Annotated in this window: 17 protein-coding genes and 2 tRNA genes; 6 read left to right on the top strand and 13 right to left on the bottom strand. The window is 61.6% G+C overall.

Features of this window, described 5'->3' with window-relative positions; all coding sequences use genetic code 11:
* The first annotated feature begins 48 nt into the window (after window positions 1-48).
* Together WIF35_RS02640 and WIF35_RS02635 are read left to right on the top strand one after the other, a co-directional pair.
* The gene (locus tag WIF35_RS02640; protein ID WP_412480020.1) at window positions 49-870 is read left to right on the top strand and encodes a class I SAM-dependent methyltransferase; all 822 of its coding nucleotides are present in this window, start codon (window positions 49-51) and stop codon (window positions 868-870) included.
* Between the two features lie 6 nt (window positions 871-876).
* A complete protein-coding gene (locus WIF35_RS02635; protein WP_412480019.1) occupies window positions 877-2,778 on the top strand; it encodes a peptidase U32 family protein in 1,902 nt (633 codons plus the stop codon).
* 10 nt (window positions 2,779-2,788) lie between these two features.
* Here the strand turns inward: WIF35_RS02635 and WIF35_RS02630 are convergent, their stop codons facing one another.
* Window positions 2,789-3,499, bottom strand: coding sequence for a class I SAM-dependent methyltransferase (locus WIF35_RS02630; RefSeq protein WP_412480018.1), 711 nt, complete (start codon window positions 3,497-3,499; stop codon window positions 2,789-2,791).
* 142 nt (window positions 3,500-3,641) lie between these two features.
* On the opposite strand from WIF35_RS02630, the gene WIF35_RS02625 reads away from it, so the two are divergent.
* Window positions 3,642-4,373 carry a zf-TFIIB domain-containing protein gene (locus WIF35_RS02625; RefSeq protein WP_412480017.1) on the top strand — a complete coding sequence of 244 codons (732 nt, stop codon included), beginning with the start codon at window positions 3,642-3,644 and terminating at the stop codon, window positions 4,371-4,373.
* Between the two features lie 21 nt (window positions 4,374-4,394).
* Here WIF35_RS02625 and WIF35_RS02620 read toward each other — a convergent pair whose 3' ends face one another.
* Both WIF35_RS02620 and WIF35_RS02615 read right to left on the bottom strand, forming a co-directional pair.
* A complete protein-coding gene (locus WIF35_RS02620; protein ID WP_412480016.1) occupies window positions 4,395-7,238 on the bottom strand; it encodes an EAL domain-containing protein in 2,844 nt (947 codons plus the stop codon).
* 62 nt (window positions 7,239-7,300) lie between these two features.
* Complete coding sequence (locus tag WIF35_RS02615; RefSeq protein ID WP_412480015.1) at window positions 7,301-7,828, bottom strand: YaeQ family protein; 528 nt, start codon at window positions 7,826-7,828, stop codon at window positions 7,301-7,303.
* A gap of 89 nt (window positions 7,829-7,917) precedes the next feature.
* Between WIF35_RS02615 and WIF35_RS02610 the strand changes: the two genes are divergently transcribed.
* Entirely contained in the window at window positions 7,918-8,475 is a 558-nt protein-coding gene (locus WIF35_RS02610) for a DUF3617 domain-containing protein (RefSeq protein WP_412480014.1), read from the top strand.
* 38 nt (window positions 8,476-8,513) lie between these two features.
* Window positions 8,514-8,966, top strand: a complete 453-nt coding sequence (locus WIF35_RS02605) for a rhodanese-like domain-containing protein (protein WP_412480013.1) — start codon at window positions 8,514-8,516, stop codon at window positions 8,964-8,966.
* A gap of 208 nt (window positions 8,967-9,174) precedes the next feature.
* Here the strand turns inward: WIF35_RS02605 and WIF35_RS02600 are convergent.
* The 10 genes from WIF35_RS02600 to WIF35_RS02555 all read right to left on the bottom strand — a co-directional run bounded on the left by WIF35_RS02600 (window position 9,175) and on the right by WIF35_RS02555 (window position 16,713).
* Window positions 9,175-9,249 (bottom strand) — tRNA-Thr (locus WIF35_RS02600).
* 43 nt (window positions 9,250-9,292) lie between these two features.
* Window positions 9,293-9,368, bottom strand: a tRNA-Asn gene (locus tag WIF35_RS02595).
* A gap of 136 nt (window positions 9,369-9,504) precedes the next feature.
* Entirely contained in the window at window positions 9,505-10,341 is an 837-nt protein-coding gene (locus WIF35_RS02590; protein WP_412480012.1) for an HDOD domain-containing protein, read from the bottom strand.
* A complete protein-coding gene (locus WIF35_RS02585) occupies window positions 10,342-10,668 on the bottom strand; it encodes a hypothetical protein (RefSeq protein ID WP_412480011.1) in 327 nt (108 codons plus the stop codon). It lies immediately after the preceding gene.
* A gap of 69 nt (window positions 10,669-10,737) precedes the next feature.
* Window positions 10,738-11,640 carry a ribosome biogenesis GTPase YlqF gene (gene ylqF, locus WIF35_RS02580; RefSeq protein ID WP_412480010.1) on the bottom strand — a complete coding sequence of 301 codons (903 nt, stop codon included), beginning with the start codon at window positions 11,638-11,640 and terminating at the stop codon, window positions 10,738-10,740.
* 23 nt (window positions 11,641-11,663) lie between these two features.
* Window positions 11,664-11,912 carry a molybdopterin converting factor subunit 1 gene (moaD, locus tag WIF35_RS02575; protein ID WP_412480009.1) on the bottom strand — a complete coding sequence of 83 codons (249 nt, stop codon included), beginning with the start codon at window positions 11,910-11,912 and terminating at the stop codon, window positions 11,664-11,666.
* Window positions 11,909-13,120 carry a gephyrin-like molybdotransferase Glp gene (gene glp / locus WIF35_RS02570; RefSeq protein WP_412480008.1) on the bottom strand — a complete coding sequence of 404 codons (1,212 nt, stop codon included), beginning with the start codon at window positions 13,118-13,120 and terminating at the stop codon, window positions 11,909-11,911. The genes moaD and glp overlap by 4 nt, the downstream gene beginning before the upstream one ends.
* Window positions 13,114-13,620, bottom strand: a complete 507-nt coding sequence (gene mobB / locus WIF35_RS02565) for a molybdopterin-guanine dinucleotide biosynthesis protein B (protein ID WP_412480007.1) — start codon at window positions 13,618-13,620, stop codon at window positions 13,114-13,116. Before mobB ends, glp begins: the two co-directional genes overlap by 7 nt.
* Window positions 13,621-13,637: 17 nt before the next feature.
* Window positions 13,638-14,771 (bottom strand): hypothetical protein, encoded by a 1,134-nt coding sequence (locus tag WIF35_RS02560; RefSeq protein WP_412480006.1) that lies wholly within the window; start codon window positions 14,769-14,771, stop codon window positions 13,638-13,640.
* A 16-nt stretch (window positions 14,772-14,787) separates the two neighbouring features.
* Entirely contained in the window at window positions 14,788-16,713 is a 1,926-nt protein-coding gene (locus WIF35_RS02555) for an ATP-dependent DNA helicase (protein ID WP_412480005.1), read from the bottom strand.
* A gap of 269 nt (window positions 16,714-16,982) precedes the next feature.
* Between WIF35_RS02555 and WIF35_RS02550 the strand changes: the two genes are divergently transcribed.
* The gene (locus WIF35_RS02550) at window positions 16,983-17,828 is read left to right on the top strand and encodes a fumarate reductase cytochrome b subunit (RefSeq protein ID WP_412480004.1); all 846 of its coding nucleotides are present in this window, start codon (window positions 16,983-16,985) and stop codon (window positions 17,826-17,828) included.

Below are 17,828 nucleotides of genomic sequence, written 5' to 3'. Positions count from 1 at the left end.
TCGGTTGACACGAAAGTGATAGCCGAATGAATGCGATAATTCGGCCCCATGAAAAAGCCGCAAACCCCACCCGCCATTCCCGAGATTCGCGAAGGCCAATCCATTGATTTGCTGAAGGAATTGCACATTCTGACGCGCGATGGAAAGTTGAATCAGGACACCCGCCGCAAGCTGAAACAGGTCTATCACCTGTACCAGTTCATCGAGCCTTTGCTCGCCGATGCAAAAATTTTGGTCGATCATGGGGCCGGCAAGTCCTACCTCGGCTTCATCCTGTATGACCTGTATTTCAAGAGCCGCGAACTGGGCGAAATCGTCGGTATCGAGACCCGCGCCGAACTGGTCGCCAAGTCGCGCGAACTGGCCGAGCGCCTCGGTTTTCCGCGCATGCGCTTTCTCGCCTGCACGGTCGAGGATTCCTTCACCTCGCCCGAACTGCCGGCTGAAGTCGATGTCGTTACCGCCCTGCACGCCTGCAACACGGCAACCGACGACGCCATCCGCTTCGCCCTGACCCGCAACGCCCAACACATCGTGCTGGTGCCCTGTTGCCAGGCCGAGGTGGCGGCCACCATGCGCGCCCGCAAGAACGAATCGCTGTCGAAGACCCCGCTTTCCGAGCTGTGGCGTCACCCGATCCACACGCGCGAACTGGGCAGCCACCTGACCAATGTGTTGCGCTGCCTGCTGCTGGAGTCGCATGGCTACGACGTGACCGTCACCGAACTGGTCGGCTGGGAGCACTCGATGAAGAACGAGCTGATCATCGCCAGCAAGCGCCATCATCCGCGCAAAAATGCCCTCGATCGGGCCGAGGCCATCCTGCGCGAGTTCAATATCGAGGAACTCGCCCCGCGTTTCATCTACTAAGGCCCCATGACCCGCATTCAACACCCTCTCGAACTCCTCGCGCCGGCCAAGAACGCCGATTTCGGCATCGAGGCCATCAAGCACGGCGCCGACGCCGTCTATATCGGCGGCCCGGCCTTTGGCGCGCGCTACGGCGCCGGCAACGAGATCGCCGACATCGCCCGCCTGTGCGAATTCGCCCATCGCTACCGCGCCAAGGTTTTTGTTGCGCAGAACACCATCCTGCACGATTCCGAACTCGAAGCCGGGCGCGAACTGGCCTGGGATTTGTACAACGCCGGCGCCGACGCGCTGATCATCCAGGACATGGGCCTGCTCGAACTCGATCTGCCGCCCGTCCAGTTGCATGCCAGCACGCAGACCGATATCCGCAGTGCCGAAAAAGCCCGCTTTTTGCAGGACGTCGGCTTCTCGCAGATTGTTCTTGCCCGCGAAATGACGTTAAAGGAAGTTGTTAACGTTGCTTCGCAAACTACTGTTGCATTGGAATATTTTGTTCATGGTGCACTATGTGTTGCCTACTCCGGGCAGTGCTACATCAGCCACGCCCACACCGGGCGCAGCGCCAACCGCGGCGAGTGTTCGCAGGCCTGCCGCCTGCCTTACACGCTGATCGACGACAAGGGCAAGGTCATCACCGAGAACCAGCATTTGCTGTCGATGAAGGACAACAACCAGACGGAAAACATCCTGGCGCTGGTCGAAGCCGGCGTGTCGTCGTTCAAGATCGAGGGACGCCTGAAGGACCTCTCCTACGTCAAGAACATCACGGCGCATTACCGCCGGCTGCTCGACGACATCATCGAACAGCACCCGCAATACAGCCGCGCTTCCAGCGGCCGCTCGACCTTCACCTTCACGCCGCAGCCGGACAAGACCTTCAACCGCGGCTACACCGACTATTTCGCCAACGACCGCCAGGACGACATCGGCGCCTTCGATTCGCCGGCCTTCGTCGGCGAGTTGATCGGCGAAGTCGCACAGATTGGCGACGGCTGGATCGTGGTCAATACCGACCAGACCTTCCACAACGGCGACGGCGTCTGCTTCCATGACGCGCACGGCGATGTGCAGGGCATGCGCATCAACCGGGCCGAGGGCAAGAAGCTCTACCCGGCCGAGATGCCGGAAGACCTGACCGAAGGCGCCACCCTCTTCCGCAATCGCGACCAGGAATTCGAGCGGGCGCTGGAGAAGGAATCGGCCGACCGCCGCGTTTCGGTCAAGCCGGTGTTCGCCGAAAGCGCCGACGGCTTCACACTGACCCTGACCGACGAAGACGGCGTCACTGCTGCGGTGCACCTGCCAAAAAGCGAAAAAATCGGGACGGAACTGGCACAGAACCCCGAGGCCGCCATGGCCAAGCTGAAGGAAAACCTCGGCAAGTTCGGCAATACGATGTTCGTCGCCGAGCCGGTGGAGCTGCAACTCAATCAACCGTGGTTCCTGCCCGTCGGCGCGATCAACGCGCTGCGCCGCGAGGCCGCCGAGCAGTTGCAGGCCGCCCGTGTCGCCAGCCACCCGCGCCCGCCACGCGCCGCACCGGCTGAAAACCCCGTTCCCTACCCGCAGGAAGAACTGACCTACCTCGGCAACGTCTTCAACGCCCAGGCCCGCGCTTTCTACGAGAAGCATGGCGTCAAGCTGATCGAGGAAGCCTACGAGGCCGGCAACGAAAAAGGCATGGTGTCGCTGATGATCACCCGCCACTGCCTGCGCTACAGCTTCAACCTGTGTCCGAAGGAAGTGAAGAACATCAAGCCGGACCCGATGACGCTGATGAACGGCAACGAGAAGCTGATCCTCAAGTTCGACTGCAAGGCCTGCGAGATGCACGTCATCGGCAAGATGAAGAAAGGCGTCAAGCTCAACCTCGGCACGATCCGCAGCGAAGCTTCCTGCGGCTGATCCGGCCGGATCAGCCCGGCTTGCGTAGCAGGTCGACGCGCTGAGGATTGAGAAAGGTTGCCCCTTCCGGCCCGAGATAGGACTCGAACTTGGCCTTCACCTGCGCGTACAGCGTCGTGTCGAGCCGGTGGTTGGTGTGCGTGACCTGGATCATGCGCCGGTCGAACTGGTCGAAATTCTCGAAGAAACTGCGGGTGTTGAAGAACAGCTGTTGCTCTGACACCAGCGGCCCACGCTCGACGGCCCGGCAGATGGCAGCAAAAGCCGCTTCGCGCACGATCTTTTCGTCGTGGAAGAGCTTGAATACCTCGTTCAGTTCTCCGGCATAGACCGGTTCCGAGATCCAGGCCAGGCCACCCGGTTTCAGCACGCGGGCGATTTCGCTCAAGGCCTGGTCCATCAGCGGCATCGGCACATGGTGCAGCGACTTGAACATCAGCACGATATCAACGCTGCCATCCTCGGCCGGAATCGCCTCGGCGCCGCCGTGGCGGAAGCTGACCTGGGGCAGATCGGTGATTTCGAGGTTGCGTCGGTGCTGGATGTCATCCACTTCGAGGGCGACGATTTCCTTCACCCGCCCACTCTCGGCCAATAGGCGAGTCTTTTCCGCCTTGCCGCAGCCCAGTTCGAGCACACACGCGCCATCCAGCGGCAGAGTCTCGAGCATCAATTTGACTTCATTGACCAGCGTGTCTTGAGTGGGATCGGCGATTTTCATGGGCAGCAATCGTTGGAACGAAGGTGCAATATTAACCGATGATTATTTAGCCGATCATCTCCGCGCGAGATCGAGCGTCAGCCCCGGCTAGCCATGCGGTATAGTGTTGCCCGCTTGCCTGTCATGCCTCCTGCATCCGCACATGAAACCGACCGCCTGCCCGTCCTGCCGCCAAACGATGTCGAAGCACAAATTCGAACGCAACCTGGGCGGCGAAGTCATTCTCGATATGTGCTTTCCCTGCCAGGGCATCTGGTTCGACGAGAACGAAAACCTCCAGATCACGCCAGGCGGCATCATCGAACTGTTCCGGCTGATCCACGCCCATCGCGATGCACAGCGTCAGGCATTGACCAATAATCTGCGCTGCCCGCGCTGCGATGACCGCCTGCTGCACGGCCTCGACATGAGCAAATTCGGCGGCCGCTTCAATTACGACCGCTGCCTGCAACAGCACGGCCGCTTCACCACCTTTGGCCAGTTCATGATCGAAAAGGGCTTCGTCCGCCAATTGAACCCGGCCGAAATTCACACTCTGGCGGCAAAAATCGGGGTCATCCACTGCTCCGGCTGCGGTGCTCCGGTCGATATCCGCAAAAACCAGGCATGCGATCACTGCAAGGCCGCGATCACCATTCTCGACCCGGAAGCCGTCGAGAAAGCGCTGGCCCGTTTCCAGCAGGCGGAAAGCAAGCGGAGCGCGCCACCGGATTTCAACATCCTGGCCGACGCCCTGATCATGCAGGAGCGGGAAAAATCACGGCAACAGCGCGAGCGGCGTCAGCAGGGCCTGTTCGAAAGAGCCGATGAAGGCGTGGATGCGGGCGACCTGCTGGTTGGCGGCATCGGCTTCATCCTCGGCCTGCTCAACTGATCAGCGCCTCGGAGGCAAGCCTCAGCTCTCCGCTCCATCCCAGCATCGCGCCGAGATATCGGCCGGTAGATCGCCACCGTGCGCGATTGCCTTTTGCAAGTCGGCCAGCAAGCCGAGAATCCGGTCCTTGCATAGCAACAGTTGGCCGCAACGCTGCCGCGCCGACTGCAATTCACCTCGGTCGGCCAGATCGACGATCTCCAGCCCCAGGCGATGCACCTCGGTATGCGCGTCATTGATCTGGGCAAACTCCGTCAGGTGCCCGTAGCGTTGCCGGCCATGGCTGTCGTACCAGTGGCCGAAGCGGCATTGATGATGATCGGCCAGTTCGGCCTGGGTCAGCTGGAGCGAGGCACCATCCAGATAGAGCAGAACGCGATTGACCCAGCGCAGGTGATCGTACTGCGCCACCATCAGCGGGAAATCGGATAGCTCCCAATGCGTATCCGCCCATTGCGCCCAGCGCGGATCGGGTTGCCATTGCGCCACCCAGGCTTGGACATCCGCCAGCGGCATCGGCCGTGCAATCCCGTAGCCTTGCGCCAGATCGCAACCCAGGCGCATCAGGACTACCCCGTGCTCGGGCGTTTCCACACCTTCTGCCAAGACCCGCCGCTCAAATACGGCAGACAAGGAAATCACCGCCTCGACCAGTGCCATGTCGCTCTTGTCGTCGAGGATATCGCGCACGAAATGCTGATCGATCTTCAGGCCGTCGACCGGCAACTGGCGCAGATAGGCCAACGAAGCGTAGCCCGTGCCGAAATCGTCGACTTCCACCGCCACCTTCAAGGCGCGGCAGCTGCGAACCACCGAGGCAGCATGCGCCAGATCGGAGAGCGCGGAGGATTCGGTGATCTCCAGACAGAGCGCCTCCGGCGGCACGTCCGGATGGCGAGCTAGCAAGGCCTGCAAGCCAGCGACGAACCCCGGTTTCAGGAAATGCCGCCCCGCGATGTTCACCGCAATCGTGTAATGCAGGCCGTCTCTCCACCAGAGGGAAAGTTGCGCCAATGCCTGCGAGATCACCCAGTCGCCTAAGGCCTCGATGAAAGCCGAACGTTCGACATCGGGCAGAAACTCGCCTGGCGGCAACAATCCGTGTTCGGGATGCCGCCAACGCAACAGCGCCTCGAAGCCGAGTACCTTGCCCGTGCGCAGATTGACCTGCGGCTGATAGAAAAGCTCGAGTTGCCCGTTGGCCATGGCCTCAGCCAGTTGAGCGACCGGCCCGTCCATGTCGTGCATGTTGTTCGGGTCATAGCGCCGCCAGGTCGCCCGCCCCGCCTCCTTGGCCGCATACATCGCCTGATCGGCATGGCGCAGCAAGGTGTCGGGATCGGCCGCATCGGCCGGAAACAAGGTAAAGCCCAGGCTGGCCCCCACCTGCAGATGAATATCGTCTATGGCATAAGGCTGCCCGATGACCTGCAGAATTCGCTCGATGCCGACTTCGGCTTCGGCAGCACTGCCTAAACCGGTCAGCAGGACGACGAATTCATCGCCACCAAGGCGTACTACCGTATCCATGCCACGCAGACTGGATTCGACCCGACGCGCACACTCCGCCAGCAATCGATCACCGATATCGTGGCCGTGCGTGTCGTTTACCGGCTTGAAACCATCCAGATCGAACAGGCAGACTGCCACCAGCGTTCCCTGGCGTTCGGCGACCTGACAGGCTTGGTGCAAACGGTCAGCCAGCAGCAGACGATTGGGCAGACCGGTCAAGGGGTCGTGGCTGGCTTGCCACTCGGCATTGAGTAACAGGCGCTTGATCTCGCTGACATCGCGCAAGACGATGATCCAATTGGTCTCGCCATGCAGGCGCAGTGCCGTCACACTCCCTTCGAGCGATCGGATGCTGCCACTCTCGCGGCCGGCAAGGACGACATTACCGAGATCGATGAAACCGGCATCGCTGACTTCGAGCAGCAAGGAGGGCCAATCGATCTCGGCGCCGGAATCGCTTTGCGTCAGATGCAGCAACTCTGCCACCGGCAGACCGAAAGGTTCGTTATGCTGCAGGAGTTTGCGGGCTGACGGGTTGGCAATCACCACCCGGCCGTGCTGGTCGACAGCAAAGACTGCCTCTCCCATGGCATCGAGCACGCCCATCAGGGTTGCCTGTTTTTCGCGCAGTGCATTTTCCAGTTGCTGACGGGATGTCAGTTCGCTAGCAACTGCATCGGCCATCTTGTTGAAGCCAGCGACGGCTTCCCTGACCTCGACACTACCGCCGGGTTGAGCCCGCGCATACATGTGGCCCTTGCCGATCAGTTCTGCGGCATCGCGCAGATGCCCCAATCCGCGCAAAGACGAACGCAAGATCAGACTGATGGCCAGCAACAAAACGACAACCACAGCCAAAACGGTCAGCACCTGAGCTTTAACCCGTTTCCAGGCCAAGTGCATGCCCTGCGTCACATCCAGACTTGCAGTCAGTTCAGCTGAACTGTTAGGTGACAAAACGATCTGCACCCTGACATCCGTCGGCGCGACGGGTAGAAGTTCGCCAAACCAGGCCGGATAATCGGTCACCGGATGCTGCTCCACGGCGACTCGTTGCCCAGAAGCCAGCCATTCCAGACGATGAATATCCAGCGCCTGGCGCAGTACCCCCTCGAGGCGCCCCCTAACCTCATCATCGGTCGGCTGCTCGCCCAGATTGCCAAGCAAAGCCGGCAACACCGAATAGAGCGACGCAGCCTTCACTGCCCCTCGCTCGCGTATCGCTTCAACCTCTTCCAGGGCCAGCGTCACCGTGCGTACGGTCCCCGCAGTCAGGATGGCGACAACAATCGGCAGCAGCAGCCGTCGGGTCAAGCCCAGATGACGCCAGCCGGAACGTTCGGAAAAGGACATGTCGGGGAAAGCGGCACGGAATACGTCGGCCTCGCCGCCAGCACCGGCAACGCCGGCAATCGCTAGGGAAAAAGACGTTCCGGTTTGATTACGAAGCTATCAATATAAACCATACCCTCTTGATGGGTAAATGCCATTTTCATGCTCTTCTCGGCCAATCCACCCAGAATGGCTGCATCCTCAGCGGTCAGGCGCCAAACCTCAAGATTGCCGTAGCGTCGCAAGCTTTGGGCATTCTGCTCCCACCAGACATCGACTGCCCTTGCTCCGTAAGCTAGAACCAGCACGCGATCCGACTTGTTGCACCCCTTGCGGATACGGTTCTCATCCGGTATTCCGACTTCAATCCAAAGGCGAATCACGCCGGACGGATCGATCTCCCAGAGTGCCGGCTCATCATCGGTCGACAATCCCTTGCCGAATGACAGATCCGGCCCCGCATTCAGCGCGAAGGCCAGTAGACGAACCATCATGCGCTCATCGGTTTCAGACGGATGCCGCGCCAAGGTCAGCGAATAGTCTCCGAAATGTCCGCGGTCAAGATCGGCGACCTGGATTTCAGCCTTGTAAATAGTGGATTTGAGCGCCATGAGCTTCCCATTGCAAAAACGCATTATCCCATGACGACTTCCTGATTCCGGACTACGATAACGGAATCCCCCAACCGGAGAACCTCGTCATGAAAGCTTCCCGCCTCAGCCTCGCCCTGATGACCACGCTCCTTGCCGGCCTCGCTCTGCCGGCACCGGCCGCCGACATGCCCAAACGCAAATCCGGGCTTTGGGAAATTAAGACGCAGATGGCCGGCATGCCGGCCGGTGGTCCAGGCCAAGGACCGATCCAGATGTGCGTTGACCAGACCACCGACAACATGATGCAGGAGCGTTCGAAGGAAAAGGTCAATTGCCCGACCATGGACGTCAACCGCGGTATCGGCAAGGTCACCATGCACATGGTGTGCAAGCACGATGGTGGCGTGACCAGCACCACCGATGCGGTGATTACCGGCGACTTCGACAGCAATTACAAGAGCGACATGACCATTCGCTACGACCCGCCGCAGAATGGCATGAAGGAAGCCAAGATGAGCCAGGAAGCTCGCTGGCTCGGCCCGTGCAAGCCGGGACAACGGCCGGGCGACGTCATCGTCCAGGGCATGCCCAAGATGAACATGCAGGACATGATGAACGACCCGAAGATCAAGGAAATGATGAAACGCCAGCAACAGGGGCGCTGACTCTATAATCAGGCTTTCCTGATATTCACCAAGCCGCCATGTTTGCCCTGTTCCGTTCCATCCTGACTGCCCTCCTCTGCCTTGCCGCATTCTCTGCGCGTGCCGAGGTGATCGATATCGATAACTCCCGCCTCGAGCAGCTGCTCAAGAGCGGCGTCCCCATCGTCGATATCCGCCTGCAGTCGGAATGGGAGGAAACGGGCATCGTGGCCGGCAGCAAGTTGCTGACCTTCTTCGACGAACGCGGCCGTTACGATGCGGGCGCCTGGCTGGAGAAGGTCAAGGGCTTCGCCAAACCGAACGAGCCGGTCATCGTCATCTGCCGCACCGGTAACCGGACAAAGCCGGTCAGCCAGTTCCTGTCGCAACAGGCGGGCTACGCCACCGTCTACAACGTCAAGGCCGGTATCAAGGGCTGGATTGGTAACGGTGGCGCCGTCGTGCCGGCGGCACAGACCATTGCCGCCTGCAAGGCCAACAAGGCTTGCTGAATCAGCCCATCGAACGCAAACGCTGCGCCAGTTGCGAACGCTGGAGCGGCAATCGAGAGCCGGGCGAGCCCGGTTTCGTGCTGATCGAAACGGAAACATCCGTCGGAATCTGCCAAGGCGGGCCATGGGACGGCTCGGAACGCCGGGCACGTTCGGCCTGTGGCCACTGGAAATGCTGGCCAGAACTGACAACGGGGAAATAAAGGGGTGGTGCCCATGGGCAGGATCGAACTGCCGACCTCTCCCTTACCAAGGGAGTGCTCTACCACTGAGCCACATGGGCAACATGCGAAAACGGCTCGCCTTGCAGCGAGCCGTCGGCATCTTGGCTCCCCGACCTGGGCTCGAACCAGGGACCTACGGATTAACAGTCCGGCGCTCTACCGACTGAGCTATCGGGGAATTGCTTGTCAGCAACGAGTACTGACAGGGCGCGCATTATAGCCTGCCAATAGCGAAAAGCAAGACTAGATCGCTGTTTTCGCCAAAATGATTTTTCCCGGACGGTTTTCGAACAGGACTCGAAGTCTCTTTGGCGTTACTGGAACCAGGCGCTCAACACTTCCGTTCGCGCCTCGATCTTGCCGAAGAGAAAACCAAAATCCTCTTGCCAATCAATGCCTAACAGATCGCAAGCTTGATCGGAAAGCACCGTTACACGAGACGTGTTACCGGCGGACAAGTCCAGTGCATTGACGATGGCCTCGGCGACGTGGGTCACTGCGACCAGCTTGTCGCCAGCCGCGTGACCATCGTGATGGTGCGCAATAGCCGTGATCAGCGATGCTGGCAAATTCCAGTGTTCGGCCAGCACCTTGCCGACCTCGGTGTGATCGAGCCCGAAGAACTGCCGCTCGGCTTCGCAAATATCGCGATCCCAGTTCATGACTTCCCGCTGCACTTGTTGCCAGGCTTCGGGATGAAAGCGGACCATCCATAGTTGACCGATATCGTGCAGCAAGCCGGCGACCAGGGCATAGTCGGGCTGGAAGTGATACTTGCGCCCCAGCTCCTGTGCGGCAACGCCAACCGCCACGCTGTGCGTCCAGAAATAGCGCCCCACACCAAACTGCTCGGTAAAGCTGTTCAGGCTGAGTGACAAGGCCAGCTCACGGACCCTGGCCAGGCCGATTAGCGAAACAGCCCCCTGGATGTCGCGCCGGTCCTGCTGGCCGTGCCCGGCCATGGCCGCCGAATTGGCCAGGGACAGAATGCGCGCGGTGATAACCGGATCCTTGGCCACCAGATGGGACAAGATCCCCAGCGTCGAGTTGTCGTCTTCCAGCGAGGCCAGCAAATCGCTGACGACGGTTGGAAACGCCGGCAGCAGTGCGGCCTTTTCAAGAATCTGCGCTTGATCCAGAAGCATGCTCATTTACAGGCTCCTGTAGCGCAAGACAGCCTGATACAGGCCTTCGATCTGGGGTTGGCTACGGTCGGCCCTGGCGAAAATGCGATCCAGCTTCTCGGTTGCCTGCCGGACTTGTTCGGCAATTTCAGCCTCCGAGCGCAACTCAGGCACTTCGATGCAGGCAAATTCGCCGTGATGGACGGCAATTTGCCGAAGATTCTCCTCCGTCAGGCTATGTCCGGACGGCAAGGCAAAGGTTTTCCGTCCATGCTCGACCAAGGTCAGCGGCGCCCCGAGCACCATGCCGGCAACGACTTCTGAAATCGGGAGATAGCGCAATCGGGTATCCATTCAGCCTCGATTAATCAAGATCATTCGAACGGATTATCGCAGCAAAAACTGACAAATCCTTTACATTTATCAATCTTTGTCAATTGCATTCGAGACAGGGGGCTCGAAGGTCTGCTTCAGGCGATCCTCCCTCAGCTGCGGCGTTTCCAGGCTGATTCGCCCCAAGGTCCCGGTACGATAATCGGTCAGCAGGAGTTGCGACGCCTTCTCCAGGTCGAGTTCACCGCCCCGCCCCTTCAAAATGCAACCGCGCTTCTTGGCGACGGCTTCAATCACGCCGACAGCATCCATGCCTTCCGTCGTCAGACCGTAGCGGCCCTTGAGCAGTTCCGGATATTGCTCCAACAGGAAACCGGCCAGCCAGGTACCGACTTCCAGCTCATGGTAGGCATTGACGCCGACGGCATGGCTGGCCGCCAGCATCATGCCGTCGAGTGGATGCTCGATCTTCGGCCACAGCATGCCTGGGGTATCGTAGAGGGTCAGGCGCGAACTGACGTCGATGCGCTGCTGGCTCTTGGTCACCGCCGGCATGTCGCCCACCGCCGCCACCTTCTTCTTGACCAGTGCGTTCATCAGCGTCGATTTGCCAACGTTGGGAATGCCCATGATCATCAGGCGCAGCGGCTTGACCGCATCGTTGCGATGCGGCGCGAGTTGCTGCGCGAGCGAAGGAATGCGCGCCACGTCGCTCGCCTTCTTGCACGAAATCGCTACCGCCTTGACGCCCGGCTGCTGGCTGTAGAAGTCCAGCCAGGCCTTGGTCGCTACCGGGTCAGCCACATCGGCCTTGTTCAACAGCTTGAGGCAAGGCCGTTGGCGGAAGGCGCGCAGTTCGTGGATCATCGGATTACTGGAGGCCGCCGGCAGGCGGGCATCAAGCACCTCGACCACGACATCGGCCATGGCCAGCGTCTCGGCCGCCTTCTTGCGGGCCGAGGTCATGTGGCCGGGATACCATTGGATGGACATGTGTTTTCCTTGTTAAGGCGCGCTTAGCCGCCAGTGACCGGCGGGAAGAAGGCCACTTCGTCGCCGTCAGCGACCGGGGCATCGAGCTTGACCATCTCCTGATTGACGGCGCAGCGCAGGTTTTTTGCGGTCGCCAGCGCCGCGCGCCCTTGCCCGATCAAGCGCTCGCGCAGCGCGCCCACAGTGGCCACCTCGGCCGAGAAGTCGACGCTCTCGCCGCTCATGCCCAGCGCTTCCTTCAGGCTGGCGAAATACAGCACCTGGACGCTCATGCCAGCAACTCCGCAAAAGACACGAAGGCGACCGTATCGCCGGGATTGACCACCTGGCCGACCGGGTTGATCACCAGCCCGTCGCTATGGCACAAGGAGGTTGCGACCGCCGAGCCCTGATTGGCGTAGAACTCGACGCCACCCTGGTCGTTCAGGCGGGCGCGCAGGAACTCGGCGCGTGCCTTGTCGGCCTTGACCCAGGCGGAATCGGCGCGCAAAGTCAGGACCCGCGGCTGAACGTGTTGAACGCCCTGCAAACGCAGGATGAAGGGGCGCACCAGCATCAGCGCCGTGACAAAAGCCGCCACCGGATTGCCCGGCAGGCCGATGAACCACGCGTTGCCGCCTTCGGCCTTGCGAATCTCGCCGAAAGCCAGCGGCTTGCCCGGCTTGATGGCGATCTTCCACATGTCCAGCTTGCCTTCGGCCTCAACTGCCGGCTTGACGTGGTCTTCCTCGCCGACCGAGACACCGCCACTGGTGACGACCAGATCATTCTCGGCCGCCGCGCGGCGCAGCGCATCGCGCGTCGCCTCCAGCGTATCGGCCACCGCGCCGAGATCGCGCACTTCGCAGCCCAGGCTTTCGAGCAGCGTGCGCAAGGCGTAGCGGTTGGAGTTGTAGATGCCGCCCTGCGGCAACGGCTCGCCCGGCTGCACCAGTTCGTCGCCAGTGAAAAACAGGCCGACGCGTACGCGGCGATACACCGGCAGTTCCGGCAGGCCGGCCGAGGCGGCCAGAGCGATTTCCTGCGGGCGCAGACGGACGCCGGCCGGCAGGATTTCAGCGCCGACCGCGATGTCCTCGCCAGCGCGGCGGATGTTCTCTTCGGCATGCGGCACATGATTGATCACCACGCCGGCCTCGCCATGTTCGCAGCGTTCCTGCATCACCACGGCGTCGGCTCCGGCCGGAATCGGCGCGCCGGTGAAGATGCGGGCGGCAGTGCCGGCTTGCAGCGGCGTACCGACCGTGCCGGCCGGAATGCGTTGGCTGACCGGCAGGCAGACGCCGGCGGCGGTGATATCGGCGGCGCGCACTGCGTAGCCGTCCATCGCCGAATTATCGAGCGGCGGCACGGCGACGGTGGAGCGTTGCGCTTCGGCCAGCACGCGGCCGGCGGCGGCAAGCAGCGGCACGTGGCGCACTTCTTCGACCGGCTGCGCGGCAGCCAGCAGTGTTTCCAGGGCTTGTTCGAAACTCAGCATGATGTTTTCTGCAAGTTCAGGGTTTGCAAGATGAAATCGGCGATGGCGGCCGCGTCGTTGATCGGCAGCGTGGGCAGATCGGTGACCAGCTCGGCGTCGGTGGCGACGGCAACGATGTCGGAACGCTCGGGAAAGAGCGGCGGCTTGCCGTTTTCCGGGCGATAGACCTCCAGCTTGGGCACCGGTTCCTGCTTGAAGCCTTCGATCAGCACCAGATCGCACGGCGACAGGTGGCCGATCAACTCGTTCAGGGTCGGTTCCGGCTCGTCGCGTCGTTCGTGCATCAAGGCCCAGCGGTCGCCGCAGGAGAGCAGCACCTCGGTCGCCCCGGCCTCACGGTGGCGATAGGAATCCTTGCCCGGCTTGTCGATGTCGAACCCGTGATGGGCGTGCTTGATCACCGAGACCTTGAGGCCGCGCGCCGTGAGCTGGGGAATGAGTTTTTCCAGCAAGGTGGTCTTGCCGGAACCGGAATAGCCGGCGATGCCAAAGACTTTCATGGCGGGATTTTACTCGTTCAGGCGAAGAACACCGGGGCAAAACCGCCACCCGGTGTCCGGAAATTGGTGGTTTGCCCCTGATAGAGGCGCGCCGCGACGCATTGGATGCGCCCAGCGTAGACGTAGCAGCGGATGTCGGCCTTCATCGTCGCCTCGCCGCCCTCGACCGGCACGACATGCTCGGAAGGCAGCGCGATTTCCTGCGCGATGTAGCCGCCGTGCAGGATTTCCTCGAACACGCGCTTGGTCAGCTTGTCGCCGCGATAGGCGGCACGGCTGCCGAAGCCGGCCGGGGGTTTGAAGAACCAGCGCTTGCGCTCGGCCCAGAAGGCATCGCCCTGCTCCGGCGTCACGCTGACGACGCGCGGGATGCCGGCAAGCAGGGTTTGCTGCGTGGCCTCTTGCACGCCCAGCGCAGTCAATGCCGCCGTATCGGACAGCAGCATCAAATTGCGCTTGTCGGCATAGAGCGCATGGGCGCGCGGATGCGGCGTGACGACCACGCCGCCGCTTTCGAAAATTGCCCTTATATGCCCGTGCACCGCAGCAGTGAAGGAAAAATCGGTCAATCGGTTGTAAATCAGGTCGATTGGCTCGCCGGTGTGCAGCAGATGCTCGCCGTCGCTGCCCAGTTCGGCCGGGTCGGCCACCACGGCGGCGATGCCGTTGGCCGCGAACAGATCGCGGAACAACTCGAACTCGGGGGCGAGAAATTGCCCGGCCGGCGCTTCGTCAACAATGGCGATGCGGCGCAAGGGTGCATCGCCGCGCGCCAATCGCCACTCTTCGCGGAACATCTCGACGTAATCGGCACACAGGCGCGCCGCTTCGTCCTCATGCCCATGCGCCGCCAGCAGATAGGCATTGAGCAAGCCGCCGCCGGCATTGGTGTTGATCTCGATCAGCTTCGGCCCGGTCTCGGTCAGATGAAAGTCGTAGCCCATGAAAACGCCGCGCGCCGCATTCGGCAGGCGGGCGATGGCTGGCGCTTGCGCCAGCACCTGAGCCTGATAGGCCGGTAGCGCGATGACCGACTCGATGGCGTCGATGATCTCCGTCATCGCCTGCCGGCTGGCAGCGGGCAAATGCAGGTCGGCCGCCGAGAACAGTTGCGGCTGGCGTTGGCGCAGGCGATCGAAGGTGGCTTTCATGGTCGGCGGGACAAATTCAGCGGTTGGCGAAAAAATCGAGCACCACCTGCAATTCGCGGGTGCGCTTCATTGGCGGCAGACTTTGCCACACGCGGCGGCCATAGGGCTTTGATATGAGTCGCGGATCGCAGATCATCAGCACGCCCTTGTCGTTTTCGTCGCGAATCAGGCGACCCGCGCCCTGCTTGACGTTGATGACGGCGCGCGGCAACTGGTACTCGATGAAGGCGTTGCGGCCTTCCTTCTTCATCTGGTCGATGCGCGCCGACAGCACCGGATCGTCGGGCGGCGCGAACGGAATCTTGTCGATGACGACCAGCGACAGCGCCTCGCCGCGCACGTCCACGCCTTCCCAGAAGCTCTGGCTGCCGACCAGCACGGCATTGCCCATGTGGCGAAAGCGTTGCAGCAGATCGTTCTTGCTGCCCTCGCCCTGCACCAGCAGCGGAATATCCAGCCCCTCGTCCTCGATTTTGGCCTTGAGCAGTTCATGCGTGCGGCGCATGGCGCGCAGGCTGGTGCACAGGAAGAAGGCGCCGCCGCCAGCTGCGCGCACTGCCGGAAACGCCGCTTCGACCACCTTTTCGGTATAGCTCCAGTCGTTCGGATCGGGCATGCCGAGCGGTGCGTAGAGAATGGCCTGCTCGCCATAGTCGAATGGACTTTGCCAGCATCCGCTCTCCGGATCGCCCAGGCCGAGTTCGGCGCAGTAGTGGTGGAACTTGCCCTGCACCGCCAGGGTGGCCGAGGTGAAGATCCAGGCACGCGGATGGCCGCCCATCTGCTTGCGGAAGATGTTGGCGACGTCGAGTGGCGTCGAGTTCAGTTGCAGCGACTGCGTAAAAGCTTCGGCCCAACGCACGTAACCGGCATCGACCGGGTTTTGCCACTGTGCGAGGCGCTGCTGCATTTCGAGCGCGCGCTGCCAGCATTTCTCCAGCCCTTCGGCGCGCTGCGCCTGCGTTTCGAGAATGGCGGCGAACTTGGCGACCTCCTCTTCCAGCGCGGCGACAGCCGGCAGGAATTCCGGCTTTTCCAGCAATTGGGGATGCGAAAAACGCCCGGCATCGACGCCGACGGCGAGGCGCAGATCACGCGCCGCCTTTTCCAGCGCCCGACTGGCGGTTTGCAGATCGAGGCAGTCGCGCGCGCTGGCCAGGCCTTCCGAACGCGTATCACGCGCCAGGTCGAGCACTTGCGCGGTGGACACGCTGTCGCCGAAGAACAGCGTCGCCACTTCCGGCAACTGGTGCGCTTCGTCGAAGATCACCGTGTTGCAGGCCGGCAGCAGCTCGGCCATGCCTTCGTCGCGCAGCATCACGTCGGCAAAGAAGAGGTGATGATTGACTACCACCAGATCGGCCGCCATCGCTTCCTTGCGCGCCTGCATGACGAAGCACTCCTTGTAGTCTGGGCAATCCTGGCCCAGGCAATTGTCGCGCGTCGAGGTGGCGCTGTTCCACACCGGCGAGTTTTCGTTCACCTCGATGCATTCAGCCTTGTCGCCGGTCTGCGTGGTCTTGGCGAAGACCGCGATGCGCCGGGCGTCGGCCGCATCTTCCTTGGTCAGGAAGCGACCTTCGGCCATCGAACGTTCGAGGTGATAAGGGCAGACATAGTTGGCCCGCCCCTTCAACAATGCAATCTTGACCGGCGCCTTCAGCGCATCGCGCACCATCGGCAGGTCCTTGTTGAACAGCTGGTCCTGCAGGGTCTTGGTCCCGGTCGAGACGATTACCTTGCCGTTCGACTTCAGCGCCGGCACCAGGTAGGCGAAGGTCTTGCCCGTACCCGTCCCCGCCTCGGCGATGAACACCGAGTTGCTGTGGATGGCGGCCGCAATGCGTTCCGCCATTTCGAGCTGCTGCGGACGAATGCGATAGCCGTCGATGGCACGCGCCAACGCGCCGTCGGGAGAGAAGATTTCCTGTAGGGAAGCCAAGGGGAAATTACGCCGGGAAAGTTGGTGCGCATCTTAACAGATCGCCAATAACGCCCTTGAATTGCTGCATTGCATCAAACCACCTTACAAAAGCCTTACACATGGGAAAACATTAGAAAAATGTCGCATTCACGCACACCCGATTCGCATTTTTGTTGCATTGCACAAAATATTCCCACATACCCTTTCACGGCGTGCTAGAGTCAAATAAAAGCACATAACGGAAACGGTTATTCCGCCTCCGACACGAAAGCAAACAGAGAAGCATCATGGCAAGTCACCCCGACCCACTGGGCGCCCCGACCGAGCGCCTGAGCATTGACGCCAGCGGCCAGCTGAGCGTGCAGGCTCTGGCCGCACCGCGTCCGCGCCAAGGGGTTCGCGCGCTGCCGCGCAAGAGCCGCTGGCCGGCTCGTCTCGACATTCTGCAAAGCGCCTCCGGCCTCTTTCTCGGGCTTTTCCTGCTCGCCCACATGGGCTTCGTGTCGTCCATCCTGATCAGCCATGAGGTCTTCTACCGGGTCGCCCGTTTCTTCGAAGGCGCCTGGCTGCTTGGCAAGCCCTACCCGATTCTTGTTTCCGGTGTCGTCGGGCTCGTTACCTCCGTTTTCGTGCTGCACGCCTGGCTCGCCCTGCGCAAGTTCCCGGCCAATTTCCGCCAGTACCTGGCCTTCGCGCGCCATCGCAACAGCTTCCGCCATGCCGACACCAATATGTGGTGGTTCCAGGTGTGGACCGGCTTCGCCCTCTTCTTCCTGGCCACCATCCACCTCTACCAGATGCTGACCCAGCCCTCGCTGATCGGCCCCTTCGAGTCGGCCGACCGCGTGTGGACCGGCGGCATGTGGCCGCTCTACCTGATCCTGCTGTTCGCCGCCGAATTGCACGGCGGCATCGGTCTCTACCGGCTGGCCATCAAATGGGGCTGGTTCCACGCCCGCACCGCCGGGCAAAGCCGGCGCCGCCTGCGCCTGGGCAAGAGCCTGTTGAGCACCTTCTTCATCGTGCTCGGCCTGGTCACGCTGGCGGCCTACGTCGATCTCGGCCGCGCCCACGCCGACAAGGCTGGTGAGCGCTATACGCCGCCTGCCGCCGTCAGCTCGGCGAAACACTGA

The sequence above is a fragment of the Azonexus sp. IMCC34839 genome, assembly GCF_047047955.1.
Taxonomy (GTDB): domain Bacteria; phylum Pseudomonadota; class Gammaproteobacteria; order Burkholderiales; family Rhodocyclaceae; genus Azonexus.
The sequence above is the reverse complement of the archived record's forward strand: the minus strand, read 5'-3'. Positions and strand labels throughout refer to the sequence as shown.

Excerpts from the sequence above, each read along its gene's own strand:
- WIF35_RS02640 (WP_412480020.1), top strand. The coding sequence starts at position 49 with ATGAAAAAGCCGCAAACCCCACCCGCCATTCCCGAGATTCGCGAAGGC.
- WIF35_RS02635 (WP_412480019.1), top strand. The coding sequence starts at position 877 with ATGACCCGCATTCAACACCCTCTCGAACTCCTCGCGCCGGCCAAGAAC.
- WIF35_RS02630 (WP_412480018.1), bottom strand. The coding sequence starts at position 3,499 with ATGAAAATCGCCGATCCCACTCAAGACACGCTGGTCAATGAAGTCAAA.
- WIF35_RS02625 (WP_412480017.1), top strand. The coding sequence starts at position 3,642 with ATGAAACCGACCGCCTGCCCGTCCTGCCGCCAAACGATGTCGAAGCAC.
- WIF35_RS02620 (WP_412480016.1), bottom strand. The coding sequence starts at position 7,238 with ATGTCCTTTTCCGAACGTTCCGGCTGGCGTCATCTGGGCTTGACCCGA.
- WIF35_RS02615 (WP_412480015.1), bottom strand. The coding sequence starts at position 7,828 with ATGGCGCTCAAATCCACTATTTACAAGGCTGAAATCCAGGTCGCCGAT.
- WIF35_RS02610 (WP_412480014.1), top strand. The coding sequence starts at position 7,918 with ATGAAAGCTTCCCGCCTCAGCCTCGCCCTGATGACCACGCTCCTTGCC.
- WIF35_RS02605 (WP_412480013.1), top strand. The coding sequence starts at position 8,514 with ATGTTTGCCCTGTTCCGTTCCATCCTGACTGCCCTCCTCTGCCTTGCC.
- WIF35_RS02590 (WP_412480012.1), bottom strand. The coding sequence starts at position 10,341 with ATGAGCATGCTTCTGGATCAAGCGCAGATTCTTGAAAAGGCCGCACTG.
- WIF35_RS02585 (WP_412480011.1), bottom strand. The coding sequence starts at position 10,668 with ATGGATACCCGATTGCGCTATCTCCCGATTTCAGAAGTCGTTGCCGGC.
- ylqF (WP_412480010.1), bottom strand. The coding sequence starts at position 11,640 with ATGTCCATCCAATGGTATCCCGGCCACATGACCTCGGCCCGCAAGAAG.
- moaD (WP_412480009.1), bottom strand. The coding sequence starts at position 11,912 with ATGAGCGTCCAGGTGCTGTATTTCGCCAGCCTGAAGGAAGCGCTGGGC.
- glp (WP_412480008.1), bottom strand. The coding sequence starts at position 13,120 with ATGCTGAGTTTCGAACAAGCCCTGGAAACACTGCTGGCTGCCGCGCAG.
- mobB (WP_412480007.1), bottom strand. The coding sequence starts at position 13,620 with ATGAAAGTCTTTGGCATCGCCGGCTATTCCGGTTCCGGCAAGACCACC.
- WIF35_RS02560 (WP_412480006.1), bottom strand. The coding sequence starts at position 14,771 with ATGAAAGCCACCTTCGATCGCCTGCGCCAACGCCAGCCGCAACTGTTC.
- WIF35_RS02550 (WP_412480004.1), top strand. The coding sequence starts at position 16,983 with ATGGCAAGTCACCCCGACCCACTGGGCGCCCCGACCGAGCGCCTGAGC.